Below are 22,417 nucleotides of genomic sequence, written 5' to 3' on the forward strand. Positions count from 1 at the left end.
GACAGCAGGCAGCACAGTGACGCCGATACGGCGGCGGCACGCACACACGACACGACGAGGAGCACTCTCATGACCACACCACCACTTCACCCGCAGGCTGGCACGCGCAGCCCGCTCGGCACGACCGACATCGGCGAGAAGCTGCGCATTGGGTTCATCACCCACTTCGACCAGAGCGAAGACACCGCGTCGATCTACCGCGAGAACATCCGCCTCGTGCAGGCGCTCGAAGCGCAGGGATACGACAGCGCGTGGATCGCGACCCGCCACTTCGGCAGCGGCTGGGCCGCGGCGCCGAGCCCGTACGGCCTGCTCGGGGCGCTCGCCGCATCGACCGAGCGGATTGGCCTCGGAACAGCCGTGCTTCCCATCATCTTCGACGACGCGGTGCGTGCGGCAGAAGAGCTGTCTGTCATCGACCACCTGTCGGGCGGGCGCCTGCTCGTCGGGCTCGGGAAGGGTGTGCCGAGCGACTCGTACCAGGTGTTCGAGGCGTATTCGCCAGACCGCGACCAGAGTTTCAGCGAGAAGATCGAGACCCTGCACTGGGCGCTCGAGGGCAACCAGGTCGAGGGCGGCTCGCAGTCGATCTACCCTGCGAACACCTCGTTGCAGGGCCGCCTGTTTCACGGCAGCTCGAACGACAAGACGATCAGGTACGCCGCCGAGCGCGGCGACGGCTTCATCCTCGAACGGTTCGGCAACGGCCCTGAGCGCGAGCCGGGGGAGCGCCAGACGTTCCAGCGCAGGCAGCTGCGCACCGTGCTCGACTACCGGCGCGTCTTCCGCGAGACCTGGGGCGACACTCGCACCCCGTACGTCGTCACGTCGCGCAGCGCGTACCCCGGGGCGACGACAAGCGCGGCGCTCGCTGAGGCATCCGCAACCGCCGCCAGGTGGAACGAGTACGCGGGCATCCTCGGCAGGGTGAACCCCGAATACTCGCCCGCCGACCAGCTGCTCTCAGACAACTTCGTCTGGGGCGACCCAGAGGCGCTCGCCGCAGACCTGCTCGCAGACCCGACGGTGCTCCTCACCGACGAACTCGTGCTCGGTATTCACCCCGCGCTGCACACCATCGACGAGACCATCGCGAAAGCGAAGATTCTGCTCGACGAGGTGGTGCCGCTCGTCCGTAAGGGCTGGGCCACCGGTCGTGCCGAGCTGCTCGCCCACGAGGAAGCCGGGGTCGCGTCGTGAACCCGGCTCCCGCGAGAAGCGTCGCCGAGGACATTGCAGGCGTCGCGCGCGGCTCCGGATCAGGGGGCGTGCCACCGGATCCCGCTGCCGCCGGGCAAAGGGGAGTGCCACCGGATGCCGGTTCCGCCGGGACGGCTGAGTTCGCGCCCGCCCGGGGGCCAGAGGCGAACGCCGATGTGGTCCCCGACACTGCAGCTTTCGAGCCAGACAGGGCTGTGTTCGAGCGGGAGTGGGCCGAGTGGCAGCAGGGGCGCCTCGGCGCCGCGACAGCGCCGACCGGGCCGGCAGCGCTCGTGCTCACACAGTGGGTGACTGGCGAGGAGCCGCGGGCGGTTGCCGGGCTTCCCGGCCTGTGGTCGGCACCGGGCGGGGTGCTCACCGCGACCGGCTTCGCTCCCGGTGACTACACGCTACCGACGGGCGAGCACGCCCAAGCGCCCCTGCGCCTCGGCGAGCCACGGGGCGACGCCGATGCCGGCGCCCACGCCGAGGTGCGGGCCGGGACGCTCACCGTGCGGCCGTTTGCGCGCGAGGGAGTGCCTGCGGTGCGGGTGTTCGACCCCGCCACCCCCGGGCGCACCGGGCTCGAATCGATCGACGCGTTCGCGCCCGATCCTGCCTGGGTGGTCCCCGCGCGCTTCGACCCCCGCCCGCGAGCGGTGCCCATCGAACTCGCAGACGGGCACCAGACGATCGCCGAGACCTCAGGCGATCTCGTGTTCGAGCTCGCCGGCGTCGAACACCGGCTCGCCGGCACCGTGCGCGGCGGCCCGATCTCGGTTGTCTTCGGCGACGCAACAAACGGTGTTGAGAGCTACGGCTTCAGGTTTCTCACGGTGCCGGCGCCAGACGCGAACGGGCGCACCGTGATCGACTTCAACCGCTCCTACCTGCCGCCGTGCGCGTTCAGCGATCAGTTCGTATGCCCGCTGCCTGCCGCGGGCAACCGGCTTCCGGTTCGCATCGCGGCCGGCGAACGCGAGGTGCGGCGCTTGGCTGAACCTACTGCGGAGGAGGCACGTACGAGGCGCTACCGCGACGTGATGGGCGCGTTCCCCTCTGGCGTCACTATCGTCACGACGCAGGGCGACACGGGCCCGGTCGGGTTCACCTGCCAGTCGTTCTACAGCGTGTCGATCACGCCGCCGCTCGTGTCGTTCTCCATCTCGCGCTCCTCAAAGAGTCTCGCTGCGGTGCGCAAGCGTGGCAGGGTCGTCATCAACTTTCTGAGCTCGGCGCAGCGACACCTGAGCGCCCAGTTCGCGAGGTCGGGCACCGATAAGTGGCAGGGTGTGGCTTGGACCCCTGCGGTCGACAACGGCTCGCCGGTGCTCGACGAGGTGACGGGCTGGGTCGCGGGCGAGATCGACCGCGAGATCGAGGCGGGTGACCACCTCATCTTCCTCGTGCGGGTGGACGCCCTGCACACGGCGCCAGACGTTGAACCCCTCGTCTTTCACCGGGGAAGCTACCGGGAACTCGAGTACATGATCTAGCTGGGGTGCAGCCGGTCGGCCGCGCACTCGCTCTCGGTCGACCGGCTGCGCCAACGCCTGAGCGCCCCCACGAGCTGTTCACCCGCGAATGGTAGGTTGTACGGCATGACACATCGAGCCAGTGGGGTGATACTCGCCCCGACCGTGTGGGCGGTGCCCCAGCCTGGCACGAACGGTTACGTCTCGTCGTGGGGAGCGATGCTGTCTGGCACCACACCGATAGTGGCGCTTGCGCTACCCCGACCACCAGCGGGATTCCTCGTCGCCTGATGTCAGGCGCACAGGAACTGCGTCCTGCCCTGGCCGGGTGAGATTTCCTCGCACGCACGCCACCCGGAGACCCAGTGACCTCATCGACCCCACGCCCCACGTTCCCGCGCATCGGCGGCTTCGCCGAAGCCCGCCGCATCGCCGAGCTCCTGCGTAAGGAGACCGTCGGCGGGATACTGCTCGTCGTCGCCGCGCTCATCGCCATTGTCTGGGCGAACTCGCCTGCCGCGGCGGGCTATTTCGCGCTTCGCGACTTCACGATCGGCTACGAGCCCTGGCACCTCAGGCTCTCGCTAGGCGCATGGGCCGCCGACGGTCTGCTCGCCATCTTCTTCTTCCTCGTCGGGCTCGAACTCAAACGCGAGTTCGTCGCCGGTGACCTGCGCAACATCCGCACTGCGATCGTGCCCATCGCGGCGGCGGTCGGCGGTGTCGCCGTGCCGGCGCTCATCTACGTCGCAATTGCCTCGCAGAACGAGGCGCTCCGAGGCGGCTGGGCGATCCCGACCGCCACGGATATCGCGTTCGCCGTCGCGGTGCTCGCGATCATTGGCTCGCACCTGCCGCCCGCCCTGCGCATCTTCCTGCTCACCCTCGCGGTCGTTGACGACCTCCTCGCGATCAGCATCATCGCCGTGTTCTACACCGACAGCATCGAGGTGCTCGCGCTTGTGCTGTCGCTCGCGGTGATCGCGCTGTACGGGGTCATTGCGCAGCGCTACCGCGTCTTTTTCGGGGCGCACGCCTTCGCCGCCTGGCTCGTGCTCCTCCCGATCGGAGGGGTTGCGTGGGCACTGATGCACGCCTCGGGCATCCACGCGACGATCGCTGGCGTACTGCTCGGTTTCACGATTCCCGTGTTGCATCGTCGCGCAGACCGCGATGCTGGGGGGAACACCCCGGGGCTCGCCGAAGAGTTCGAGCACCGCTTCAGGCCGCTCTCGGCAGGGTTCGCAGTGCCCGTGTTCGCCTTCTTCGCAGCTGGCGTTTCTGTCGGCGGGGCCGACGGGATCCGCGCCGCGATAGCCAACCCGCTCACCATGGCCATCGTCGCCGCCCTCGTGTTCGGCAAGCCGATCGGTATCCTCACGACGACCTGGCTCACCACTTCGCTCATGCGCACCAAGCTCGATCCTGGCCTCAAGTGGATCGACATGGCCGGAGTCGGCCTGCTTGCCGGCATCGGATTTACTGTCTCGTTGCTCATCGCCGAACTGAGCTTTGCGCCGGGGTCGGCGGAGGCAGACACGGCGAAGGTCGCGATCCTCGCTGCCTCAGTGATCGCGGCTGTGCTCGCCTCTGCCCTTCTCATCACCCGAAATCGCCAGTACAAGCGCATCGCGCTTCGCGACGCGGTCGACGAGAACGCCGACGGTATCCCAGACATCTACCAGCGGGGCGAGTGACGGCCTGAGCGCAGCCGACACGCGGGTGGGGCTCGGGCGCGCTAGGCGGCACTGCTTGGCGGTGCGCTGCTCCTCGGAGCGGGCCTGCTGCTCGTGGCTTTCAAACGCCGCAAGCGGGAGGAAGAAGAGACTCAGGTGGCTAGCCACTAACGAGTTCCTCGAATGAGGGGGCTGGGGCCGGAATCTGATTCCGGTCTCAGCCCCCTTCGCGGTTGTGGCGCCGCCCGCCACGCCGACGCAGACGGTTGCGGGTCACTTCGTGACACAAAAAAGCTGCCGGGACTTGGTGTAAAACCAAGGCCCGGCAGCTGCGAGAAGGAGACCGGTCCACCGAACTGCTGCATGAGGCTTGCGCCTATGGGGGTGCAACAGTCGCGGGGCCCGCTCTCACCATCCACGCTAGTTCTCGAGAGCCTTCCGTAGCGGGCAGAAGCGAGTTGTTGCGTGCGTGCTGCGGGGAATTACGTAGTGGGTGACCGGTCTTCGCTGGCTCCGTCGGCTGTCCTAGAGCACGGCCGAGAGGAACTCTTTGGTGCGCTGCTCTTGTGGATTGGTGAAGAGGGTCTCTGGGTCGCCTTCTTCGACGATGGCGCCGCCGTCGAACATGAGTACTCGGTTGGAGACCTCGCGCGCGAACTGGAGCTCGTGGGTGACGATGAGCATTGTGACGTCGGTGTCGCGGGCAACGTCGGTGAGGATCCCGAGGACCTCGCCAACGACCTCGGGGTCGAGAGCGCTCGTGACTTCGTCGAGCAGTAGGATTTCGGGATCCATGGCGAGCGCACGAGCGATCGCGACGCGCTGCTGCTGCCCGCCCGAGAGCTGCGAGGGGTGGGCGTCGGCTTTGTCTGGGAGGCCGACCTTGGTGAGGAGTTCGTGCGCGCGCGCTCGCGCCGCCGCCTTCGGCACGCCGAGCACATGCACGGGCGCCTCGATGATGTTCTCGAGAACGGTCATGTTTGGGAAGAGATTGAACTGCTGAAACACCATGCCGATGCGCTTGCGCATCTCGGTGCGATGCTTCTCCTTCAACGCCACGCGCCGGTCTCCGACTCGGTGGTGCGTGAGCGGTTTGCCATCGACGTAGATATAGCCCCCGTCCGCGTCCTCGAGCGTCATCAGGAGTCTGAGGATGGTGGTCTTGCCCGATCCTGACGGGCCGATGAGTGTGACTCGATCTCCCGCGCGGACCGAGAAATCGAGTCCGTGTAGCACTACGTTGTCGCCGAAGCGCTTTTCGACGCCCTCGAAATGGATCGCTGCCGTTTCCTCGTGTGGGAGTGTGACCGCTCCGGTGTGTGTTGCCGTGGTCAGGTCGATCGCTGGAGACTGTTTGGACGCGGCCGAGGCGGGGGAGGGGTCGCCTGTAGTGGTGCTGAGAGCGGGGCGGGGATTAGGTGCGAGCGACAAGTCGTTTCTCCATTCGGCTGATGAGTAGGGAAGTCGGGTAACTGGCGAGCAAGAAGATCACTCCGGCTATGGTGATCGCCTCGATGTAGCGGAAATGCTGACCGCCGAATAGCTGGGCGGCCCTGACGAGCTCGGTTACGGTGATGGCCATGAGAAACGGGGTGTCCTTGAACATCGCAATGACGTAGTTGCCGAGTGAGGGAAGCGTATTGCGCAGCGCTTGCGGGATGACGACTGCCCACCATGTGCGACCGCGCGACATGCTGAGTGCGGTGCTGGCCTCCCACTGCCCGGGTGGCACTGACTCGATCCCGGCCCGATAGCTCTCTGCCATGTAGGTGGCATAGTGCACGCCAAACACGATGACGCCGATGGTGACCGGGGAAACTGCCGGGACAGCGTAATAGACGAAGAGTAGTTGGACCACGATCGGGGTCATCCTGATGAAGTTCGCCACGGCTCCGACTAATCGCGCGAGCGGCTTTGGCGCGCTCTGCCTCGTTATCGCGATGACGAGGCCGAGGGCCGCCGCGATCGCGCTTCCGAGGATGGTGACGAGCAGGGTCACTTGAACGAACGCGGTGAGCAATACGGGGAGGGCTTCGAACGCGTACTGCCAGTTCCAGATTCCGTCGGTCATGCGATCCTCACCGAGTTCCTGCGACGGTCACGGCTTTCGCCACATCGGATCCGGGCGCCTGCGACGTCGAGTTACGCATGAGGTCCGTGAACGGTGTGCCGCGACCGAGTCGTCGTTTCGCGCGTGCCTCGAGCCAGAGCATGACGAAGCTCAGCGCCCAGGCGAGCGCGAAGTACATGAGTAGGCCGACGGAATACGCAAAGAACACATTGGTGTCGATGCGTAGCTTGTTGATCGACGCGGTGAGGTCAAACATGGTGATGAAACTCACAATGGCGGTGCCCTTGAGGAGCAGCACGAGGAGGTTTGCGAGCGACGGCAGCATGATCGCCCAGGCCTGAGGAAGAATCACGCGGCGCATGCGCCCGACGCGAGACATACTGAGGGCGACCGAAGCCTCCCACTGCCCGGCGGGTACCGCATTGATCGAGCCGCGCACGACCTCTGCGCCATAGGCTCCGTAGTTGAGCCCGAGTCCGAGCACGCCGACGAGTATTGGCGAGAGTTCGATGCCGAACAGCGGCAGTACGAAGAACAAAAAGAAGAGCTGCACGACGAGCGATGTCCCCCGAAAGAACTCGACGATGACCCGTGAGACGCCGCGAACCGTGCGACGCTCCGAGCGTGCCATGAGCCCGAGTGTCCCTGCGACAGCGAACGCAAGGAGCGCCCCGCCGATGGTGAGCGTGACAGTAATGCCGAGCCCCTCCATGACGCGCGGCCAGGCTCGCCAGAGTGCTTCAAAATCCTCCCCCACGACCTTTGCGCCCCGCTAGTCCAGTTCGCCCGAGCAGAGCTGCGCGGTCGTCAGGCTCGTGGGCGGCAGATTCTCCGCGGTGAAGCCGAAGTCTTCCACGAGCGAGAGGTAGGAGGCCTCATCGCCGGTGATCTTCGCGAGTTGCTCGTTATAGGCCTCAAGGAGTTCTGAATCAGCCTTGCGGAACACGGTTCCGCCAGCGCCAATCTGCTCGACGCCGTCGATTGACTGCACGAACGCGCCGGTCACTTCGATGTCGTCACGGTTCTCAGCCATCCAGTTCAACGACACCGCAGTGAGCGTGAACGCATCGGCGCGGCCGTTCTGCACCGCCTCGATGCCGGCCTGCGCGTTGTCGACCTGCAGGGTGTTTGCGATACCGAGCTCTCGGGCGTAGTCGGCTTCGACCGCTCCACCGAGCACCGCGAGGGTAACCTCGCCATTGCGGGCGGCGATCGAGTCGAGATCGGTGAGCTGCTCTGGGTTGCCCTTCGGGACAGCGAGGGCCGTCGTATACATGATCTCTGGGTCGCTGAATGCGGCCTGTTCACAGCGGTCGGGCAGGATGGACATGCCGGCGCTGATGGCGTCGAAGCGGCCAGCGTTTAAGCCAGGGATGAGCGAGTTCCAGTCGACTTCGACGACCTCGACGTTGGCTATGCCGAGGCCTGCGAAGATCTCTTTGTGCATAGCGATGGTGGCACCGGTCGGCTCGCCGTTCTCGTCTACCCAAGAGTAGGGGCGCTCGTCGGCGATCGCGAGTGTGATGGAGCCGTCCTCCTGGAGGCGTTCAAGCGTGTTGCCGTCGGCTGTTGGTGTGGAGCTCGTGCTGCACGCTCCGAGGAGCAGCGCCGCACTCCCCGCGAGCACAGCTGAGATGGCGGTGCGAGTGCGAAGGCGGTGTTTGAAGCTGGTCATTGGTCCCCGTTTCCTGTCGAAAGGCCCGGCACTGCCTGTGCCAGGGGCTGACCTCAGCGAGCTTATGCAGATCGCAGACTGAAAGATACTCAGAGTGTAAGATTGTCGACAAAGAGCAAGAATCGTTGCACCCCGCGGGGCGATGCCTACGTGGAGCCGACCGCGTGAACGGAGCCCCAGCATGTTAGGTCTGAGTCACACCAGCTTGCCGCGCCAGATGGCGCCGCTCGCCCGAAGCTCAACGGTCGACCTGATTGCCCGTGAGCTGCGCCAGGCGATCTTCACCGGCGGGCTGCCGGTTGGTGCTCCAGTTCGTGAGGTCGAGATCTCCTCCCAACTTGGCGTCAGCCGAGCACCCTTCAGAGAGGCCGCCCAGCGGCTGGTGCAGGAGGGAATCCTGACCGCTTCACCAGGCCGCGGACTGCGTGTCACCCGAATCGTGGGCGACGCGATTGACGACGTGTACGACGCGCGTCTCGCCGTCGAATCCCGCGCAGTGTTGGCGATTGCGGAATCGCGAAACGCCGAAGTGCTGAGCGCATTACGCGGCTCGTTCGAAGTGTTTGCGCAGGCCACCGAGCTGGGCGAGGACGCATTCGAGATCGGAAACGCCGACCTGGCATTTCATCAATTACTCGTCGACTTCGCCGGCAGCTACCGACTGTCCCGGATGATGTCAACGCTGGTGATGGAGACCCGCCTCGCGAGTTTCAGCGCGGATGATGGGTTCGCAGTTCGCCTATCGGTCTCGCCAACCTACGAAGCCCTGCTCTCGGGCCTTGAGCTCGGAAACACGCAGACAGCGGTGAGCGCGCTCGAAGCGCAATTCCGCGACGCGATCGGCAGGCTGCGCGGCGAGTACGACTACCCGACGATGGAGACTGAGCCCGACGCCGAGCGGCACGAATTCAACCCGATTGATCCAAACTCGTAAGTGAGTTGGCGCGCCAGTGGCGGCTAGAGTGAAGTGAGTAACCGCTGCAGCGCCGCCAAGGAGTAGCTCCGTGACACCACGCCAGGAGGGGTCTGCCCGTCGCGGCGTCGGTGCCGCGTGGCGTGTGGCAGCGGCGGTGCTCCCGCTGTGGGTTGGGCTAGCTGTTGTGACAGTCGTAGTGCCACCACACGAGAATCTGTCTGACCCGGCGACGCTTGCGATCAGGATCGGTGCGGGTATCGCGCTGAGCTCCGTAACTCTCCTGGTGATCGCACTGTTGGCGCGGTGCGCCGACGGCACGCGGATTGCAGATGTAGGGCTTCCCTCGATGCGCGGCGGGTGGCGGCTCGCGGTCTGGGGAGCGCTCCTGTGGGCCGTTCCCGCGGCCGGGACATTTGGCGTGCTAGCGCTCCGAGGAAGCCCGCTCCGCGTAACGGCTCCCGCGGCAGAGCTCTGGCAGACACTCGGACTTGTGCTCGTAGCCGTACTCGTCACGGAAGCGATCCCTGAGGAAGCTGTCTTTCGCGGCTACGTGACGACCGCACTCGGCAGAATTACTCGTGGTTGGGGCACCGTTGTCGCCCAGGCCGTGGCGTTTGTGCTCTTTGCCGGGGTGATCCGCCAGGGCTGGGACCCGACTGATCTCTCGCTGTTTCTGGCGATGGGAATCGGGTTCGGATACTTGCGAATGCTCACTGGATCCATATGGATGTCCGTCGGGTTTCACACGGCATTCCAAACCGGAACCCAGCTTGTGCTGAGCCACCAAGTTGTTGAGTTCGCTGGAAGTACCGGTCTCTCGATGCTCGCGCTCGGCATGGTCCCGTTCACCGTGGCCGCGATTGTCGTAAGCGGTGTCGGGATACCGCGCTGGATACTTCCGCCTCGGTAACCCGGGCGTCGGCAGACCGGCACAGGTGTGCGCTGTGCTGCAGTGGTGTGCGAGACCAGTGGTTTCCCTGGCAGCCACCGATAGAATGGATCCGCTTGACCGCCGGAGTAGCCGGGCAACCGCGCCGGTTGGTGATGCGATCAACCACAGTAATGGCATATCCATTGGGTGCCGTTCAATTGCACGGGAGTGCAGACAGGAAACCGATATCCATGGCGAAGTATCGAGTGCAAAACCCCGCAACGGGTGAGATTATCGAGAGCTTCGAATCCGCGACCGACGCGCAGGTCGAGCAGCAGCTCGCCGCCGCCGATTCCGTCTACCGCGAGTGGCGCGAGCGAAGCGTACAGGAGCGCGCCGCAGTCGTCAAGCGAGTCGCCGAGATCTTTGCTGAGCGCCGTGAGGAACTCGCTGAGATCATCGCCCTCGAAATGGGCAAGTCGATCGCCGAGAGCCTCGACGAGGTCGATTTCGCGACAGACATCATCGAGTACTACGCGGTCTACGGGCCGGGCCTCATCACCGACTACGAGATCCCGAGCACTATCCCCGGCAAGGCCGTGATGGAGCACCTGCCGATCGGTGTGCTGCTCGGTGTCATGCCCTGGAACTTCCCGTACTACCAGGTTGCTCGTTTCGCGGCGCCCAACCTTGTGCTCGGCAACACCATCATGCTGAAGCATGCAGACATCTGTGCGAAGTCGAACCTCGTGATCCAGGAGATCATGGAGCAGGCTGGTGTTCCTGTCGGCGGCTACCAGGCGCTGTTCACCTCGCACGACCAGATCGCGACGATGATCGCTGACCCGCGCGTGCAGGGTGTCTCGCTGACGGGCTCCGAGCGCGCAGGCGCCATCATCGGCGCGCAGGCTGGCACTCACCTCAAGAAGGCTGTGCTTGAGCTCGGCGGCATCGACCCGATGGTCGTGCTCGACAGCGACAACGTCGCTGAGATCGCGAAGACAGCCTGGGAGTTCCGCACCTACAACGGCGGCCAGGTCTGCAACTCGAACAAGCGCATGATCGTGATGGCAGACATCTACGACGAGTTCGTTGCCGAACTGAAGAAGCTCGCCGAGGGGCTGAAGCCGGGAGACCAGCTGAACCTGGGTGAGGGGGAGTACGCTCCGCTCTCGACCCGTGCGGCGGCCGAGACAGTCAACGCACAGGTGCAGCAGGCAATCGCAGAGGGCGCGACCCTCGAGGCCGGTGGCGTGCTCTCGGACGGCCCCGGCGCCTACTACTCGCCGGCAGTGCTCACGGGTGTGCCGCGCGACTCCGCGTCGTACCAGGAAGAGATCTTCGGGCCCGTCGCGACCGTGTACAAGGTGCACAGCGACGAAGAGGCACTCGAGCTCGCAAACGACTGCGCGCTCGGTCTCGGTGGTTCGGTGTTCTCGACCGACGAGGCGCGTGCTGCGCGCGTCGCCTCGAAGCTCGAGGTCGGCATGGCGCACGTGAACATCATCGCGGCTGAGGCAGCCGAGATCCCGTTCGGCGGCGTCAAGCGCTCTGGCTTCGGCCGCGAGATGGGCCCCGTCGGCATCGGTGAGTTCGCCAACAAGCGGCTCTACTTCGTGTCGGTATAACGCCTACCGGATAGTGCACAGATGGGGTGCGGGCTTCGGCCCGCACCCCATCTGTGTTGAGCGGCGTGATTGCGGTGGCTCAGCTCAAATCGCTCAGAGGCCCAGTCTCTGCTGGGCGCTTCTCGCTCTGCGCGTGCCCGAGCAGAGCGACCGCCGTGGCCGTGAACAGCACGACGTAGACGGCTGGTTCGGCGCTCCCATACTCGAGCCACCCCCGGATACCGGCGGAGGGGCCATCACCTGCTTCAAGCTCGTACTGCAGGCCCAGGTGCGATGCGAGCACTACCCCGATCGATACCGAGACTACGCCTGACGCGACAAGGCTCCATGCGTAGGTCGTGGTGAACGAGCGCTTGGCTCTGGGGAGAAGGATGCTCCCAATGGCTAGAGCTCCCAACGCTGCTGCGCCAGCCACCGCGAAGGGCGACCCGTGTGGGTCGGTAGCTGCCGCGACGCTGTTGGACCAGGGGTCCATGACCGCCCCCAATTGGCTACCGTATCGCTGGAGTGCGAACAGGCCGTTGGCTGCGACCAGCAGGAAGCCGACAAGGGCTCCTGAAGCGATAGCGCCCGCAGTTTTGACCGGTGAGAACTCCGCCGTGTTCGTGTTTTCCATTGAGTCACCTCGTGACATGTGATCACATGGACTTGTGATTGCGAACTACCGTAGTTCATTAGCGCGACGAAAGCTAGCTAGATGGCACCAGGGTCCCGAAACGATCTCGACAAAGCTAGCGCTGCGGCCTGCGGAACACACCATCGCCGTATGGCGGCGGGCCGAGGCGTACGTGCTCGCCGTCTTGAACCTGGGGATGCGTTCACCCGTGCAACCGCGGGTGAACGCGCTACTTGTCGTTATTCTCCTCAGCCGGGCGACGTTTTGTGCTGAGTCTTTTGGCTGCTCTCTCTGCTGTCACTGAACCAATGAGCGCCGTAGCGATTATCAGTGCGGCCGACAAGGCCACAAGCGCACTTCGCACCTTCGAAGAAGTTGCAGCTGAGCCAATAAGTATGATCGCTGTTGGGAGAAGGAGAATCAGCGTTGGGCCAACAATCGCGCGGTGTCCTGCTATCCAACCTTCATCGCTTTTGAGTGTATGGCGAGTTCTGACTCCGACGTATCTGTTTCTGCGAATTCTTCCGGTTGCTCCAAGGAGAATCACACTGATTACCACCCCCGTGACTGCGAGAAAGAACCAGTTGAAGCTGCCAAAGGTCATGGGGGAATCACACTTCAGTGTTGCCAGACGGTGTCCTCGCAGATTGAAAAGCTGGAGGGATATCGTCTATTGAGGCGTCGTTTGTGGCTGGGTTCTGGGCCCCGGCCGCTGAGCTTGGGAGAACTGCAGTGAGGGTACGAGCATTGAGGGTTTTTCGCTGCATGTGAATCGCCAACTTCGTTGTTGAGTGATGTGAGGTAGTGCATGGGTTACATTACGGTAGCCCATTTGAGCAACAATCGCACGTTGAGTGGTTTCTTTTCGTTGAATTCGAGCTTGCTGTTGCTAGCGCTGCGGCCTGCGGAACACACCGTCGCCGTATGGCGGCGAGCCGAGGCGTACGTGCTCGCCGTCTTGAATTTGGAAGACGAGGCGCGCATTGCCGATCGACGGGTCGCTCGTCTCCTCGGGGTAGGCGACAGTCGACTGCCCGTCCGTGCCGAAGGTGTAGCTCCCGTTCACTCCGCGGTACCTCGTCGACCGGAGCACTGCAAGCGTGCCCGCGACGTCGCTCGGGTCGGCGGTGTGCTGCCACGCAGAAATGAGGATGTGGGCGAGGTCGTAGCCGAGGCCGGCCTGTGAATAGCCGGGCCCCTCGCCGTACGCCGCGGTAAATGCGCGAGCGAAGACTTTGCCGACAACGTCTCCGTAGGTGCCTGACACTGTCGCCCAGACGATGCCCTCCGCCGCATCGCCGAGCGTGGCGGCGGAGTCGGGCATCGATGGCGTGTAGATCGTGTAGATGATCGACTTGACGCCCGCGTCGTGTCCATCGAGCGGATGGCGTCAGTCTGGAGGCGCGTGTGAAGCGTGATCGCGAGCAGCGCGATAGCCGCCCCAATGAGCGCCCCGATCGAGGATCGGGCTGGCGACGATGAACACACTGCCAGCGCTGAGTGGGTGAGCCACGGGTGCTCGACGAGAACCGTAGCGAGCACGTCGTCTCTTTAGCCGCGGGTCGCGGGCTGCGGGTCGCGCACGCGCGTGGACCCGAGAAGGCCAGCCTGGCGGGGGTCCGATCTGCCGGTTGTGGGCCTCGTATGCGCCCGCGTGCATGGCGATTTCGGGCGCCCATCTGGACCATTTGGGCGATTGAGAGCACTTGCTTGGGTGGTACCAGTTGAAGCACTGTTTTGCACAGATGTGAATGCTGGTTCACTCAAATGCAGGGTAGGCCTTACTCAGATCTACGCCATCGGTTCCCCGACCCATTGAAACCGTGATGCTCGCTCACCTAGCTTCGGTCGTGGCCTTCTACATGGGTCGCACACGCCGTGCGCCCCATGTCAGGAATCTCGAGGTGCACCTTGCACTTGCGGTGGCCGCGTACTGAAAGAGGAGAAGCAATGACCAAGGTAAACCAGAAGTCGGGGCGGAAACGAGTACTCATCGCAGCGGGCTCGCTGCTGGGGGTCGGCGCGCTCGCCGTTGCAGCTGCATTCACTGATTTCGCGAATCTGAACCTGGGCAATGGGACCGGTGGCGGTATCGGCGGCGGCGACAACACCTTCAACATCATGGTTGTCGGCACCGACGCTGACGGCGTGCCCGTTCCCGGCACCTGGCAGGAAGCCGACACCGCTGAGGGCGTCGACATCGCACTCACCGGCGCAGACACCATCACTCCCGGAGACACGATCTTCGTTGACATCCCAGTGCTCAACGACAGCCCTAAGCTGTCAGCCGATCTCTCGCTGACGCTCGGCGACGTGCCTGGCAAGACTTCCGACGCTGACTACGCAGCGCAGCTTCGCTACACGATCACCGTTGACGGCACAGATGTCGCGACCAATGCGACTCAGGCAGCAGTCAACGCGCTGAGCCTCACCCAGATTGCGGCTGCGGACGAGAGCAACGTGAAGGTTGCCGTGACGCTGCTTGACCAGGGCAGCGCTGCAGCCAACAACGCCCTGCAGGGAAAGAGTGCCTTCGTGCAAGCGCAGTTTGAGGCCGAATCCTCCAACTAGCTTCCTCTCCCGGCCCGGACGAAAGACCGTCCGGGCCGGGACGCACCACTTTCCCATGCGAGCGAGAGGCGATCCCGATGACCGTGAGTTCCCGACGCGCAGACAGAGCGCGTCTCGTCGTGGCAGGCGGCGGCCTGCTGGGCGTGACTGCGCTCATGACAACCGCATTCTTCACAGATTTCGCCGACCTCGAAGCTCAGGTAGACGGCTCGCAGAACACCTTCGACATTGTTGTGGCGGGAAGTGTCGAGCCTGGGTGGCGACCAGCGGACGCTGACTGGGCGCAGGGAGACGACGAACCCTTCCTCATTGACCTCGGCGGTTCGACTGAGCTGCCGCCCGGCGGGACGAAGCACGTTCGAATCGCCGTGCAAAATGCGAGTCCACGGATCGCCGGTGGGCTCGAGCTCGAACTCAGCGATCCTGACCCGCAGGGAAACGCAACCGACCCGGCGACGGGCCGGTACCTGGAACTCTTCGACCAGCTCGAATTTGAGCTTGCTGCCGACGGTGCGACATTTTTTCGCACCGCGGGATCAGGCACCGCTGCTGACCGCACATACACGTGGCCGATACCGCTCGAACCTGGCGAAGTCCGCGAGATTGACGTGGCGATCTCGTTACCGCGCGACGTCGACGACCGGTGGCAGCAAGCAAGTACACAGATCCAATTTGGTTTCAAGGCGGTGAGCGAAAGTGGAAAGTAACACTCCTGCAGCCCAGGGAGCGGGCCGCACTGGCAAACTCCGGGTGCTGATCGCTGCCGGAGCGCTTCTGGGTGCCGGGGTGGCTGCGACAGCCGCCGCCTACCTCGATCAAGCAACGGTGAATTTCGCACCTGCTGGAGCGACCTACGACATCGCGTTTGCCGACGGCGACGGAACCACGCAGCAGGGCAACCCCGAACCCTTCGAACTCGACGTGACTGACGCCCCGCCAATCAACGAAATCGGCAGCGAGCCGCTACACCGCACTGAGCTCACCCTCAGAAACGCGGGCACCTCAGAGAGCGGGACGGTGACGTTGCACCTCACCTCGCTCCTTCCGCCCCCGCCCCCTGACGACGACGGGGTGCAACGCGACCCCTTTGAAGTCTTGCTCGTTTCGGCATGGGACACCAACGGGGTCTTGGTGGCGGACCAGGTCGCTGCAGCGGATCTCACCATGACACTCGATGCGTGGCCAGCAGGGGAGGATCGCACGGTAGTGCTGCAGCTCGCGTACCAGTCAGACCTTGGAACTCCGTACTACTTCGGTAAGGACACGAGAATCGGATTCCACATCGAAGGAGTCTCGTCATGAGGTATGCAGCTGTGCGGTGCTCTGCCGCCGTTGCCTGTGCGGGTGCGCTCACGCTGATCGGTCAGGCCGCAGCGGGAGCCGTCACGCCCAGAGACCCCGAGCTGTTCGTGCTCGAGGAACGGGTCATCACGGTGGAGGCACCGGCGCCCGGCGAACACTCGGACTGGGCGTTCAATGTGGGGAACGCGACCGGTAACGAGGCAGAGGTGTTCGTGCGGCTCTCGGACGCCGAGGGCCCGCTGTTCGCCGGGGCAGACCCCGGTGAAGTTGCGATCGGTGTCGATTCCGGCTCCCCGGTTCTGGCGGGTCCCGTGCAGGATCTCGTAGGCGACGCACACGTGCCGTTGGCGGTGCTGCCGGCGGCCGGAGAACTCAGAGTCACCGGCGAGATCTCGTTGCCGCGCGCCGCGGGTAACGAGTACCAGGGTGCTTCTGGGAAATTCACGATTGAGATCGCCTCGGCCCGCCAAGAGGTTGGTCCCGGCGGCGGCTCGGTTGCCGAGACCGGCGGGACGAGCCCGTGGGTCTGGGGCGTCGCAGCAGCCGCGCTCACTGCAGGCGGGATTCTCGTCGCACGTCGCGCGCGCAGTCAGGCTGAAGATCAGGGGAGGCAATCATGAACCGGCGAACCGCGAAGATCGTGCGGGCTGTCGGTGCGGCGGCGGTGGTTGCTGTCGCAGCGACTGCCACCGGCGGGGTCATTCTCAGCGATCCAACTGCGGCCGCGTACACCGACTCGGCGACTGCCGTCGAAACCACGTACACCGCCCCGGCTGTCTACCTCGCAGTCTCGTCGCAGTTCACTGCGACTTCGGCCGCGCTCTCGGGCGGTTATGTGTGGGTGTGGGGGTACAAGGGCTACGGTATGAGCGGAAACGGGCAGGAGACGGTCAGCGATGAGAGCCCGAAACCGGTGTTCGGTCTGCGCGACGTGACGAAGGTCGTCGGCGCCTCCGACCTGGGCGAAACCTATGGGACATTCGGCGCGCTCACAGAGCAGGGCGAGGTGTACACCTGGGGTTCGAACAAGCTCGGGCGGCTCGGCATCGGCTCTACGACAGGCAGCCGCGACTATCGGGCGACCCCGCAGAAGGTTGAGTTCCCAGACAACGAGCGGGTCATCGACCTCGGGTCGATGCGCGCAACGATGGCGGCATTGACTGAGAGCGGCAAGGTCTACACCTGGGGTTCCGGGCAGTACGGTCAGGCAGGCAACGGATCGACGAGCGAGTCGCGTGGCCCGGACGCACCGTACCTCGTGATGGACAACGCGCACTCGATGCATGTGGGGCAGCGGCTCACATGGGTAGTGACCCGCGATAACGAGGTCTACTGGTGGGGCCGGAGTTATCAGGGTGAAAACGGTGCGGCAACGGTCGTCAACAACCCGACGCCCGAGCTGGTCACGCAGATGGCCCCGTTTGCTGTGGGGTGCGAGGGGCCCGCGATCGCGGTTGATGACCCGGCCGACACCTGCGGTATCCAGACGATCACGTCGAGCAGGCAGGCGGGGGCGCTCATCACCGCGGCCGGCGAGGTCTACACGTTCGGTAACCGAGCCGAGGGGCAGATTGGCCGACCTGCGAGCAACACGGCTGAGGCGCGCGAGATCAAACAGGTCGAGCTCCCCGCCGCTGTCCACCAGATATCGGCTGGCAACTATCACTTCACGGCGCTCGACGAGACAGGCACCGTGTGGGGCTGGGGAGACAACGCGTCGTGGCAAGCCTCCGGCAATATCCGGCCGAACGGGCAGACGGGGCAGGGCCAGACCGATGCGACAGCGCCGATCCGCCTGCCGCTGCGGGACATTATCGCCGTGGGTGGCTCGCGCGACACGAGTTACGCCACGCGAGCCGACTCCGTGCTTATCGGGTGGGGGTCGACGAGTGAGGGAGCCATTTCTGGCTCGACCGAGCGGCGGGCAACGTTCACTCCGCTCGTGCTTCCCGGCATCCGCGTGACGGAGGTGTACTGATGTGCACGGCCGCATGCTCCCTCCGGGAGAGTCCAGGTAATCAAGTTATCGATTCAGGCAAGGGAAGATCATGAAACCGTTCCGTCACGCCGCAACTGAACGCGGTGCGCACATGGCCAGCCGGCGCCCTACACCTAAGGGCCTCGTCAGGGTGGCGCTTGCTGGCGGGGTGCTGCTTGGCGGCGGTGCGCTGTTGACCTGGGCGACGTACTCTGACTTCGCGAACGTGAACCTTGGCGGTGGCGGCGAGGGTATCGGCTCGTCATCCAAGTTTGATATCGCCCTCGTCGATGCCGACGGAACCGTCCAACAGGCTGACGATGATGCCGGTATCGACTGGCCGATCCCAAACGCCGAGAGCTTCGTGCCTGGCCGCACCATTTCGGCGGCAGTGCCAGTGTTCAATAATTCCAAGACCTACACTGGTGAACTGAGTCTTGTCGTGGAGGCAATCGGCGACGGCGCGGTCGGAAGCGCGCCAAACATTACGAAGTTCATCCGATTCTCGGCAGTAGATTCAGACTCGGGCGACGTGATATTCGGCGACCCTGAAGCCCCGCAAGACGGAGTGCCGCTCGCGCAGGCCGCGGCCGCCGTGGGCGAGCTCGCCGCACGCGGAGCCGATGCGCTCGAACAGGGAGACGCATACGTGGCTGGTGCTGCCGGTGCTGAACGCACAATCGAGGTGTTCCTGCACTACGTCGACGCAGCCGAAACCGCCGACTACAACGGCGGCCAAACAGCGCTTCGTGTTCGATTTGCCGCGCAATCGAAGTAGCGGGGTGCGCCGCCAGGCGCACCCACGGGTGACATCGCCCGAATTGAGGGGAAAGTAGACACATATGATGGTACGGATTCGCTCGGCGATCCTGACAGTTGCCGCGCTCGTTGGGGCCTTCTGTATTCTCGTTTTCGGCGCCTCGCTGGCATTCGGTCTGAAGCCGCAGATCGTTGTGTCTGGTTCGATGGAGCCGACGATCCCGACAGGTGCTTTGCTCATGGCGAAGGAGGTCTCAGTGGCCGAGATCGCCGTCGGAGACATCGTGACTGTCCAGCGACCGAACGACGCCGGTCTCGTCACGCACCGCGTGACTTCGATCGAGCAGCAGTTTAAGAATTGGGAGATCACGATGCGGGGCGACGCGAACGCGGCTGATGACCCGCAACCGTATACGGTGCGCACGGTGGGGAAGATCGTTGGAACGATCCCGGGGGCCGGGTACGTCGCTGGCGTCTTCAGAACGCCGTTCGGCATTACTGGAATTGTCGTGTTTGGACTTGCGGTGACCGTCGCGTTTCTGTGGAATCCAGAGCGCCGGGCAGGCACCGGGAAGGCGGACCAGACCGGGGCGGAGGACGACGGGCTGCCGCAGCGCCAGAGCGAGCCCGGCGAGACGGATCTCGATGGGTCGTCCGCGCGGGATGTCGACCCGCGGGCCACTCGCGTGTAGCTGGGGTGGCCCGCCGGCGATATCGGGCGCAGTGAGGGGTCGCCCCCGCGTCGAATTTGGTATACCATCGGTGCATGGATCTCGTACTCACTCAGGTCCGCCCCTGGGGCGGCGCTCCCGTCGATATCGAAATCTCGGGCGACACGATCACCGGCGTGGTTGAGAGCTCGACTGGTAGCGAAGCGCGCACCATCGACGGACGAGGGCTTCTCGCCCTGCCGGGGTTTGTGAACGCCCACGCGCACATCGACAAGAGCTGGTGGGGCAAACCGTGGGTCTCGTACGGCGGAGAAGCGGGCACCCAGGGCCGCATCGCCCACGAACGTGCAGAACGCGACAGCCTGGGAATTCCCAGCCTCGACTCGACAGTGCTCGTGCTTCGTGAGTTCCTCAGGCACGGCACAACGCGGGTTCGCACACACGTCGATGTTGACCTCGGCACAGGGCTCCGGGGCATCGAGACCGTGCAGCGGGCGGTCGACGTGCTCGGCGGAGCCGTCGACGTCGAGATCGTCGCGTTCCCGCAGGACGGAGTGCTCCGGCGGCCGGGCGTGCGCGACCTGCTCGACGCGGCTGCGGCGAACGGGGTCGCGCACATCGGAGGCCTCGACCCGGCGGCGATCGACCGTGACCCTGCGGGCCAGCTCGACGAGCTGTTTCGCATCGCCGCCGATCGTGACTGCGGCATCGACATCCACCTCCACGATGAAGGGTCGCTCGGCTGGTTCGAGTACGAGCTCATCATCGACCGCACGCGAGAGTTCTCCCGCGAAGGGCGGGTGAACGTGTCGCACGGGTTCGCGCTGGGCACCCTGCAGGCAGACAGGGTTGAGCGGACGGTGACGGAACTCGCAAGCGCTGGGATCACCTGGACGACAGTGGCCCCTGTTGGCTCGGCCCCGCTTCCGCTCGCGCAGATGCGGGCTGAGAACCTGAGGTTCGGCCTTGGCACAGACGGGATTCGCGACCTGTGGTCGCCCTACGGTGACGGCGACATGCTCAGGATCGCGCAGAACTTCGCGAGGCTTCACGGACTGCGAAGCGACGCCGAACTGGAGTACGCGGTCGAGGTTGCGTCGAGTCGGGCGGGTGGATTTGTCGGTGCGGTTACCCACGACATTGCTGTAGGAGCCCGTGCCGACATCGTGCTGCTTGACGCCGAGAACCCACAGGACGCGCTCATGCGCAGCCCGCGCCGCGAACTTGTCGTCGCAGGCGGGGTCGTCGCTGTCGAGGGCGGAGAGGTGCAGATCTAACCGCGGGCGACTGGCCCGCTGACCCGCACCTCGCCTCCGCGCTAGTTGTCTGTCGGGCTCGGGTCGGGCACCTCGTGACGTTTCACGTTAGGGAGGCGGCTCGCCGGCACGATCGCGATGGCGCTCACGCCGGCGAGGATGAGCAGACCGAGCTTCAGCGCCTGCAGCCGTGACTGCTCGTTGACCTCGATGAATGCCTCGACCTGCGCATCCGTCGCATCGGTGCTCTCGAGTGCGGCAGCGAGTTGGTCGTTCGGCACGAATGTTCGTGAGTCGATGTCTGCCTGCGCCACGAGCTCGGGGGTGAGCTCGACGTTGCTCGCGATCGCTGCGGTCACGTTCGCGCTCAGTATCCCGACGAGCAGTGCACCCGCCACGGCCGTGCCCACCGCGCTCGCGAGGTTCTGGGTCGTGCCGCGCACCGAGCCGACGTCGCCCGCGAGCTCCTTCGGCGCCGCGGTGACGAGCACGTTGAAGACGAGCGTCACGAGGGCGCCCTGCCCGACGCCGAAGACAAACAGGCCGAGGATCGTGGGGAGGGTCTCCCAGTTGTTCGTGACGACGAGCGCGAGCCAGGCGAGGGCGACCGTGGTGAGCACGAACGAGAACACCCCGATTGTGCGCGGCGAGAACCTCGTGTAGAACCTGACGACGAGGGTCGCTGTGACGAACACCGTGAGGTTGAACGGAAGCATCGCGAGCGAGGTGTCGAACGGGGTGCGACCCTGAACGATCTGGATGTATAGCGGAACCGTGAAGTTCAGGGCCGCCTCGAGGGCAACCACGATAAACATTGCGTAGATCGCAGCGCGCTCACGATGCGACCCAAACACCGCGAGACTTACGAGGGGTTCCCTCCCAAGGCTCGTGCGTCGCCGGGTCCAGACGAAGAACCCCTGCACGAACATGATTCCCGCCACGATGAGCACGGGCGCGGGGGAGAGGCCGAGGATCGACATCGGTGCGTCGTCAGTTGCGCGGACGAGGCCCCACCGGTTGAGGTTGTTCACACCGAGAGTGAGCGAGACGATGCCAGCGCCGATGAGTAGCGCGCCGACAACGTCGACGGCGATACGCGCGTCGCCGCGGTCAGACCGCAGTCTGAAACTCAGCGCGAACACCACGACGGCGATGAGCAGCACCACGCCGAATACCGGCCGCCACCCGACGAACGTGGCGAGGGTGCCGCCGAGCAGAAACGCTGTCACTCCGGCGAGCGCGCGTGCCGAGCCGAGGGAGCCAATGGCTGTCGCCTGCTGTGCGCCCCTGTAGTTCTCGGCGATGAGCGCGACAAGGCTTGGCACGATGATCGCGGCGGACGCACCGGCGAGGGCCTGCGCAAGAATCACCCAGCCGACGCTCGGCGCGAGAATCATTGTGAGTGCCGACGCCGCGAAGACCGCAACCACGATCCTGAACATTGTCACCCAACCGACCCGCTGCCCGATCTTCGCGCCGACCATGACGAGCGCGGCGACGACGAGACCGTACGTCACGATGGCGGTGCTCACGTCGGTCGCGGGCACGCCAAAGTCGCTCACCATGCCGCCGAGCGTGACGGGGAGCGCCGCGACGTTGTACGACATGAGGATCTGGGCAAGGAAGAGCCCGATCATGGGCACCCACGAACTCCGCTCGTCGGGTGCGTCCGCCAGCTGCGAGTCGGGGAGCCCCTGGGTGGCGTCGTCGGGGGCAGCGTGGGCGGGGGTGTGTGCTGCGGGTGCTGACATT

At 64.9% G+C, this 22,417-nt stretch carries 23 protein-coding genes and 1 pseudogene; 16 read left to right on the top strand and 8 right to left on the bottom strand.

What is annotated here, in order from left to right; genetic code table 11:
• Nucleotides 1–69 precede the first annotated feature (69 nt).
• From KI794_RS03395 to KI794_RS16270, 5 genes are all read left to right on the top strand, one after another.
• Nucleotides 70–1,200, top strand: a complete 1,131-nt coding sequence (locus KI794_RS03395) for an LLM class flavin-dependent oxidoreductase (RefSeq protein WP_255809150.1) — start codon at nucleotides 70–72, stop codon at nucleotides 1,198–1,200.
• Nucleotides 1,197–2,696, top strand: coding sequence for a flavin reductase (locus KI794_RS03400; protein WP_255809151.1), 1,500 nt, complete (start codon nucleotides 1,197–1,199; stop codon nucleotides 2,694–2,696). Before KI794_RS03395 ends, KI794_RS03400 begins: the two co-directional genes overlap by 4 nt.
• A gap of 105 nt (nucleotides 2,697–2,801) precedes the next feature.
• Nucleotides 2,802–2,966, top strand: a complete 165-nt coding sequence (locus KI794_RS03405) for a hypothetical protein (RefSeq protein WP_255809152.1) — start codon at nucleotides 2,802–2,804, stop codon at nucleotides 2,964–2,966.
• Nucleotides 2,967–3,040: 74 nt separating this feature from the next.
• A complete protein-coding gene (gene nhaA / locus KI794_RS03410) occupies nucleotides 3,041–4,372 on the top strand; it encodes a Na+/H+ antiporter NhaA (RefSeq protein WP_255809153.1) in 1,332 nt (443 codons plus the stop codon).
• A gap of 51 nt (nucleotides 4,373–4,423) precedes the next feature.
• Complete coding sequence (locus KI794_RS16270; RefSeq protein WP_370647875.1) at nucleotides 4,424–4,522, top strand: hypothetical protein; 99 nt, start codon at nucleotides 4,424–4,426, stop codon at nucleotides 4,520–4,522.
• Between the two features lie 354 nt (nucleotides 4,523–4,876).
• Here the strand turns inward: KI794_RS16270 and ehuA are convergent, their stop codons facing one another.
• The 4 genes from ehuA to ehuB form a co-directional block, all read right to left on the bottom strand.
• The gene (gene ehuA / locus KI794_RS03415) at nucleotides 4,877–5,629 is read right to left on the bottom strand and encodes an ectoine/hydroxyectoine ABC transporter ATP-binding protein EhuA (RefSeq protein ID WP_255809728.1); all 753 of its coding nucleotides are present in this window, start codon (nucleotides 5,627–5,629) and stop codon (nucleotides 4,877–4,879) included.
• Between the two features lie 136 nt (nucleotides 5,630–5,765).
• Complete coding sequence (ehuD, locus tag KI794_RS03420; RefSeq protein WP_255809154.1) at nucleotides 5,766–6,422, bottom strand: ectoine/hydroxyectoine ABC transporter permease subunit EhuD; 657 nt, start codon at nucleotides 6,420–6,422, stop codon at nucleotides 5,766–5,768.
• A gap of 7 nt (nucleotides 6,423–6,429) precedes the next feature.
• Entirely contained in the window at nucleotides 6,430–7,179 is a 750-nt protein-coding gene (ehuC, locus tag KI794_RS03425) for an ectoine/hydroxyectoine ABC transporter permease subunit EhuC (protein WP_255809155.1), read from the bottom strand.
• A gap of 15 nt (nucleotides 7,180–7,194) precedes the next feature.
• A complete protein-coding gene (gene ehuB / locus KI794_RS03430) occupies nucleotides 7,195–8,097 on the bottom strand; it encodes an ectoine/hydroxyectoine ABC transporter substrate-binding protein EhuB (protein ID WP_255809156.1) in 903 nt (300 codons plus the stop codon).
• A gap of 181 nt (nucleotides 8,098–8,278) precedes the next feature.
• Here ehuB and KI794_RS03435 point away from each other — a divergent pair, with 181 nt between their 5' ends.
• From KI794_RS03435 to KI794_RS03445, 3 genes are all read left to right on the top strand, one after another.
• Entirely contained in the window at nucleotides 8,279–9,031 is a 753-nt protein-coding gene (locus KI794_RS03435; protein WP_255809157.1) for a GntR family transcriptional regulator, read from the top strand.
• A gap of 70 nt (nucleotides 9,032–9,101) precedes the next feature.
• Entirely contained in the window at nucleotides 9,102–9,923 is an 822-nt protein-coding gene (locus KI794_RS03440; RefSeq protein WP_255809158.1) for a CPBP family intramembrane glutamic endopeptidase, read from the top strand.
• Nucleotides 9,924–10,135: 212 nt separating this feature from the next.
• Entirely contained in the window at nucleotides 10,136–11,512 is a 1,377-nt protein-coding gene (locus KI794_RS03445; RefSeq protein ID WP_255809159.1) for an NAD-dependent succinate-semialdehyde dehydrogenase, read from the top strand.
• Nucleotides 11,513–11,591: 79 nt separating this feature from the next.
• Here KI794_RS03445 and KI794_RS03450 read toward each other — a convergent pair whose 3' ends face one another.
• The 3 genes and pseudogenes from KI794_RS03450 to KI794_RS03455 form a co-directional block, all read right to left on the bottom strand.
• A complete protein-coding gene (locus KI794_RS03450; RefSeq protein WP_255809160.1) occupies nucleotides 11,592–12,128 on the bottom strand; it encodes a hypothetical protein in 537 nt (178 codons plus the stop codon).
• Nucleotides 12,129–12,357: 229 nt separating this feature from the next.
• Nucleotides 12,358–12,732: an SdpI family protein gene (locus KI794_RS16275; protein WP_370647853.1), complete on the bottom strand. Its 375-nt coding sequence runs from the start codon at nucleotides 12,730–12,732 to the stop codon at nucleotides 12,358–12,360.
• Nucleotides 12,733–13,017: 285 nt separating this feature from the next.
• Nucleotides 13,018–13,485: pseudogene (locus tag KI794_RS03455) on the bottom strand (hypothetical protein); the annotation flags it as partial.
• Between the two features lie 593 nt (nucleotides 13,486–14,078).
• On the opposite strand from KI794_RS03455, the gene KI794_RS03460 reads away from it, so the two are divergent.
• The 8 genes from KI794_RS03460 (at nucleotide 14,079) to KI794_RS03495 (ending at nucleotide 20,686) form a co-directional block, all read left to right on the top strand.
• The gene (locus tag KI794_RS03460; RefSeq protein WP_119283309.1) at nucleotides 14,079–14,699 is read left to right on the top strand and encodes a hypothetical protein; all 621 of its coding nucleotides are present in this window, start codon (nucleotides 14,079–14,081) and stop codon (nucleotides 14,697–14,699) included.
• A 77-nt stretch (nucleotides 14,700–14,776) separates the two neighbouring features.
• A complete protein-coding gene (locus tag KI794_RS03465; protein WP_255809161.1) occupies nucleotides 14,777–15,406 on the top strand; it encodes a hypothetical protein in 630 nt (209 codons plus the stop codon).
• A complete protein-coding gene (locus KI794_RS03470; RefSeq protein ID WP_255809162.1) occupies nucleotides 15,396–16,001 on the top strand; it encodes a hypothetical protein in 606 nt (201 codons plus the stop codon). Before KI794_RS03465 ends, KI794_RS03470 begins: the two co-directional genes overlap by 11 nt.
• Nucleotides 15,998–16,621: a hypothetical protein gene (locus tag KI794_RS03475; protein WP_255809163.1), complete on the top strand. Its 624-nt coding sequence runs from the start codon at nucleotides 15,998–16,000 to the stop codon at nucleotides 16,619–16,621. Before KI794_RS03470 ends, KI794_RS03475 begins: the two co-directional genes overlap by 4 nt.
• Complete coding sequence (locus tag KI794_RS03480; RefSeq protein WP_119283305.1) at nucleotides 16,618–17,979, top strand: RCC1 domain-containing protein; 1,362 nt, start codon at nucleotides 16,618–16,620, stop codon at nucleotides 17,977–17,979. Before KI794_RS03475 ends, KI794_RS03480 begins: the two co-directional genes overlap by 4 nt.
• 70 nt (nucleotides 17,980–18,049) lie before the next feature.
• On the top strand, nucleotides 18,050–18,757 hold the full coding sequence (locus KI794_RS03485; RefSeq protein ID WP_255809164.1) for a hypothetical protein: 708 nt from the start codon (nucleotides 18,050–18,052) through the stop codon (nucleotides 18,755–18,757).
• A gap of 64 nt (nucleotides 18,758–18,821) precedes the next feature.
• Nucleotides 18,822–19,430 carry a signal peptidase I gene (locus KI794_RS03490; RefSeq protein ID WP_255809165.1) on the top strand — a complete coding sequence of 203 codons (609 nt, stop codon included), beginning with the start codon at nucleotides 18,822–18,824 and terminating at the stop codon, nucleotides 19,428–19,430.
• Nucleotides 19,431–19,504: 74 nt separating this feature from the next.
• Nucleotides 19,505–20,686, top strand: a complete 1,182-nt coding sequence (locus KI794_RS03495; protein WP_255809166.1) for an amidohydrolase family protein — start codon at nucleotides 19,505–19,507, stop codon at nucleotides 20,684–20,686.
• A gap of 41 nt (nucleotides 20,687–20,727) precedes the next feature.
• On the opposite strand, the gene KI794_RS03500 is transcribed toward KI794_RS03495, so the two are convergent.
• On the bottom strand, nucleotides 20,728–22,416 hold the full coding sequence (locus KI794_RS03500; RefSeq protein ID WP_255809167.1) for an MFS transporter: 1,689 nt from the start codon (nucleotides 22,414–22,416) through the stop codon (nucleotides 20,728–20,730).
• Nucleotide 22,417 lies beyond the last annotated feature (1 nt).

The organism is Leucobacter aridicollis (assembly GCF_024399335.1).
GTDB lineage: Bacteria > Actinomycetota > Actinomycetes > Actinomycetales > Microbacteriaceae > Leucobacter > Leucobacter aridicollis_A.

Excerpts from the sequence above, each read along its gene's own strand:
- KI794_RS03395 (WP_255809150.1), top strand. The coding sequence starts at position 70 with ATGACCACACCACCACTTCACCCGCAGGCTGGCACGCGCAGCCCGCTC.
- KI794_RS03405 (WP_255809152.1), top strand. The coding sequence starts at position 2,802 with ATGACACATCGAGCCAGTGGGGTGATACTCGCCCCGACCGTGTGGGCG.
- ehuD (WP_255809154.1), bottom strand. The coding sequence starts at position 6,422 with ATGACCGACGGAATCTGGAACTGGCAGTACGCGTTCGAAGCCCTCCCC.
- ehuB (WP_255809156.1), bottom strand. The coding sequence starts at position 8,097 with ATGACCAGCTTCAAACACCGCCTTCGCACTCGCACCGCCATCTCAGCT.
- KI794_RS03435 (WP_255809157.1), top strand. The coding sequence starts at position 8,279 with ATGTTAGGTCTGAGTCACACCAGCTTGCCGCGCCAGATGGCGCCGCTC.
- KI794_RS03445 (WP_255809159.1), top strand. The coding sequence starts at position 10,136 with ATGGCGAAGTATCGAGTGCAAAACCCCGCAACGGGTGAGATTATCGAG.
- KI794_RS03450 (WP_255809160.1), bottom strand. The coding sequence starts at position 12,128 with ATGGAAAACACGAACACGGCGGAGTTCTCACCGGTCAAAACTGCGGGC.
- KI794_RS16275 (WP_370647853.1), bottom strand. The coding sequence starts at position 12,732 with ATGACCTTTGGCAGCTTCAACTGGTTCTTTCTCGCAGTCACGGGGGTG.
- KI794_RS03460 (WP_119283309.1), top strand. The coding sequence starts at position 14,079 with ATGACCAAGGTAAACCAGAAGTCGGGGCGGAAACGAGTACTCATCGCA.
- KI794_RS03465 (WP_255809161.1), top strand. The coding sequence starts at position 14,777 with ATGACCGTGAGTTCCCGACGCGCAGACAGAGCGCGTCTCGTCGTGGCA.
- KI794_RS03475 (WP_255809163.1), top strand. The coding sequence starts at position 15,998 with ATGAGGTATGCAGCTGTGCGGTGCTCTGCCGCCGTTGCCTGTGCGGGT.
- KI794_RS03480 (WP_119283305.1), top strand. The coding sequence starts at position 16,618 with ATGAACCGGCGAACCGCGAAGATCGTGCGGGCTGTCGGTGCGGCGGCG.
- KI794_RS03485 (WP_255809164.1), top strand. The coding sequence starts at position 18,050 with ATGAAACCGTTCCGTCACGCCGCAACTGAACGCGGTGCGCACATGGCC.
- KI794_RS03490 (WP_255809165.1), top strand. The coding sequence starts at position 18,822 with ATGATGGTACGGATTCGCTCGGCGATCCTGACAGTTGCCGCGCTCGTT.
- KI794_RS03495 (WP_255809166.1), top strand. The coding sequence starts at position 19,505 with ATGGATCTCGTACTCACTCAGGTCCGCCCCTGGGGCGGCGCTCCCGTC.
- KI794_RS03500 (WP_255809167.1), bottom strand. The coding sequence starts at position 22,416 with ATGTCAGCACCCGCAGCACACACCCCCGCCCACGCTGCCCCCGACGAC.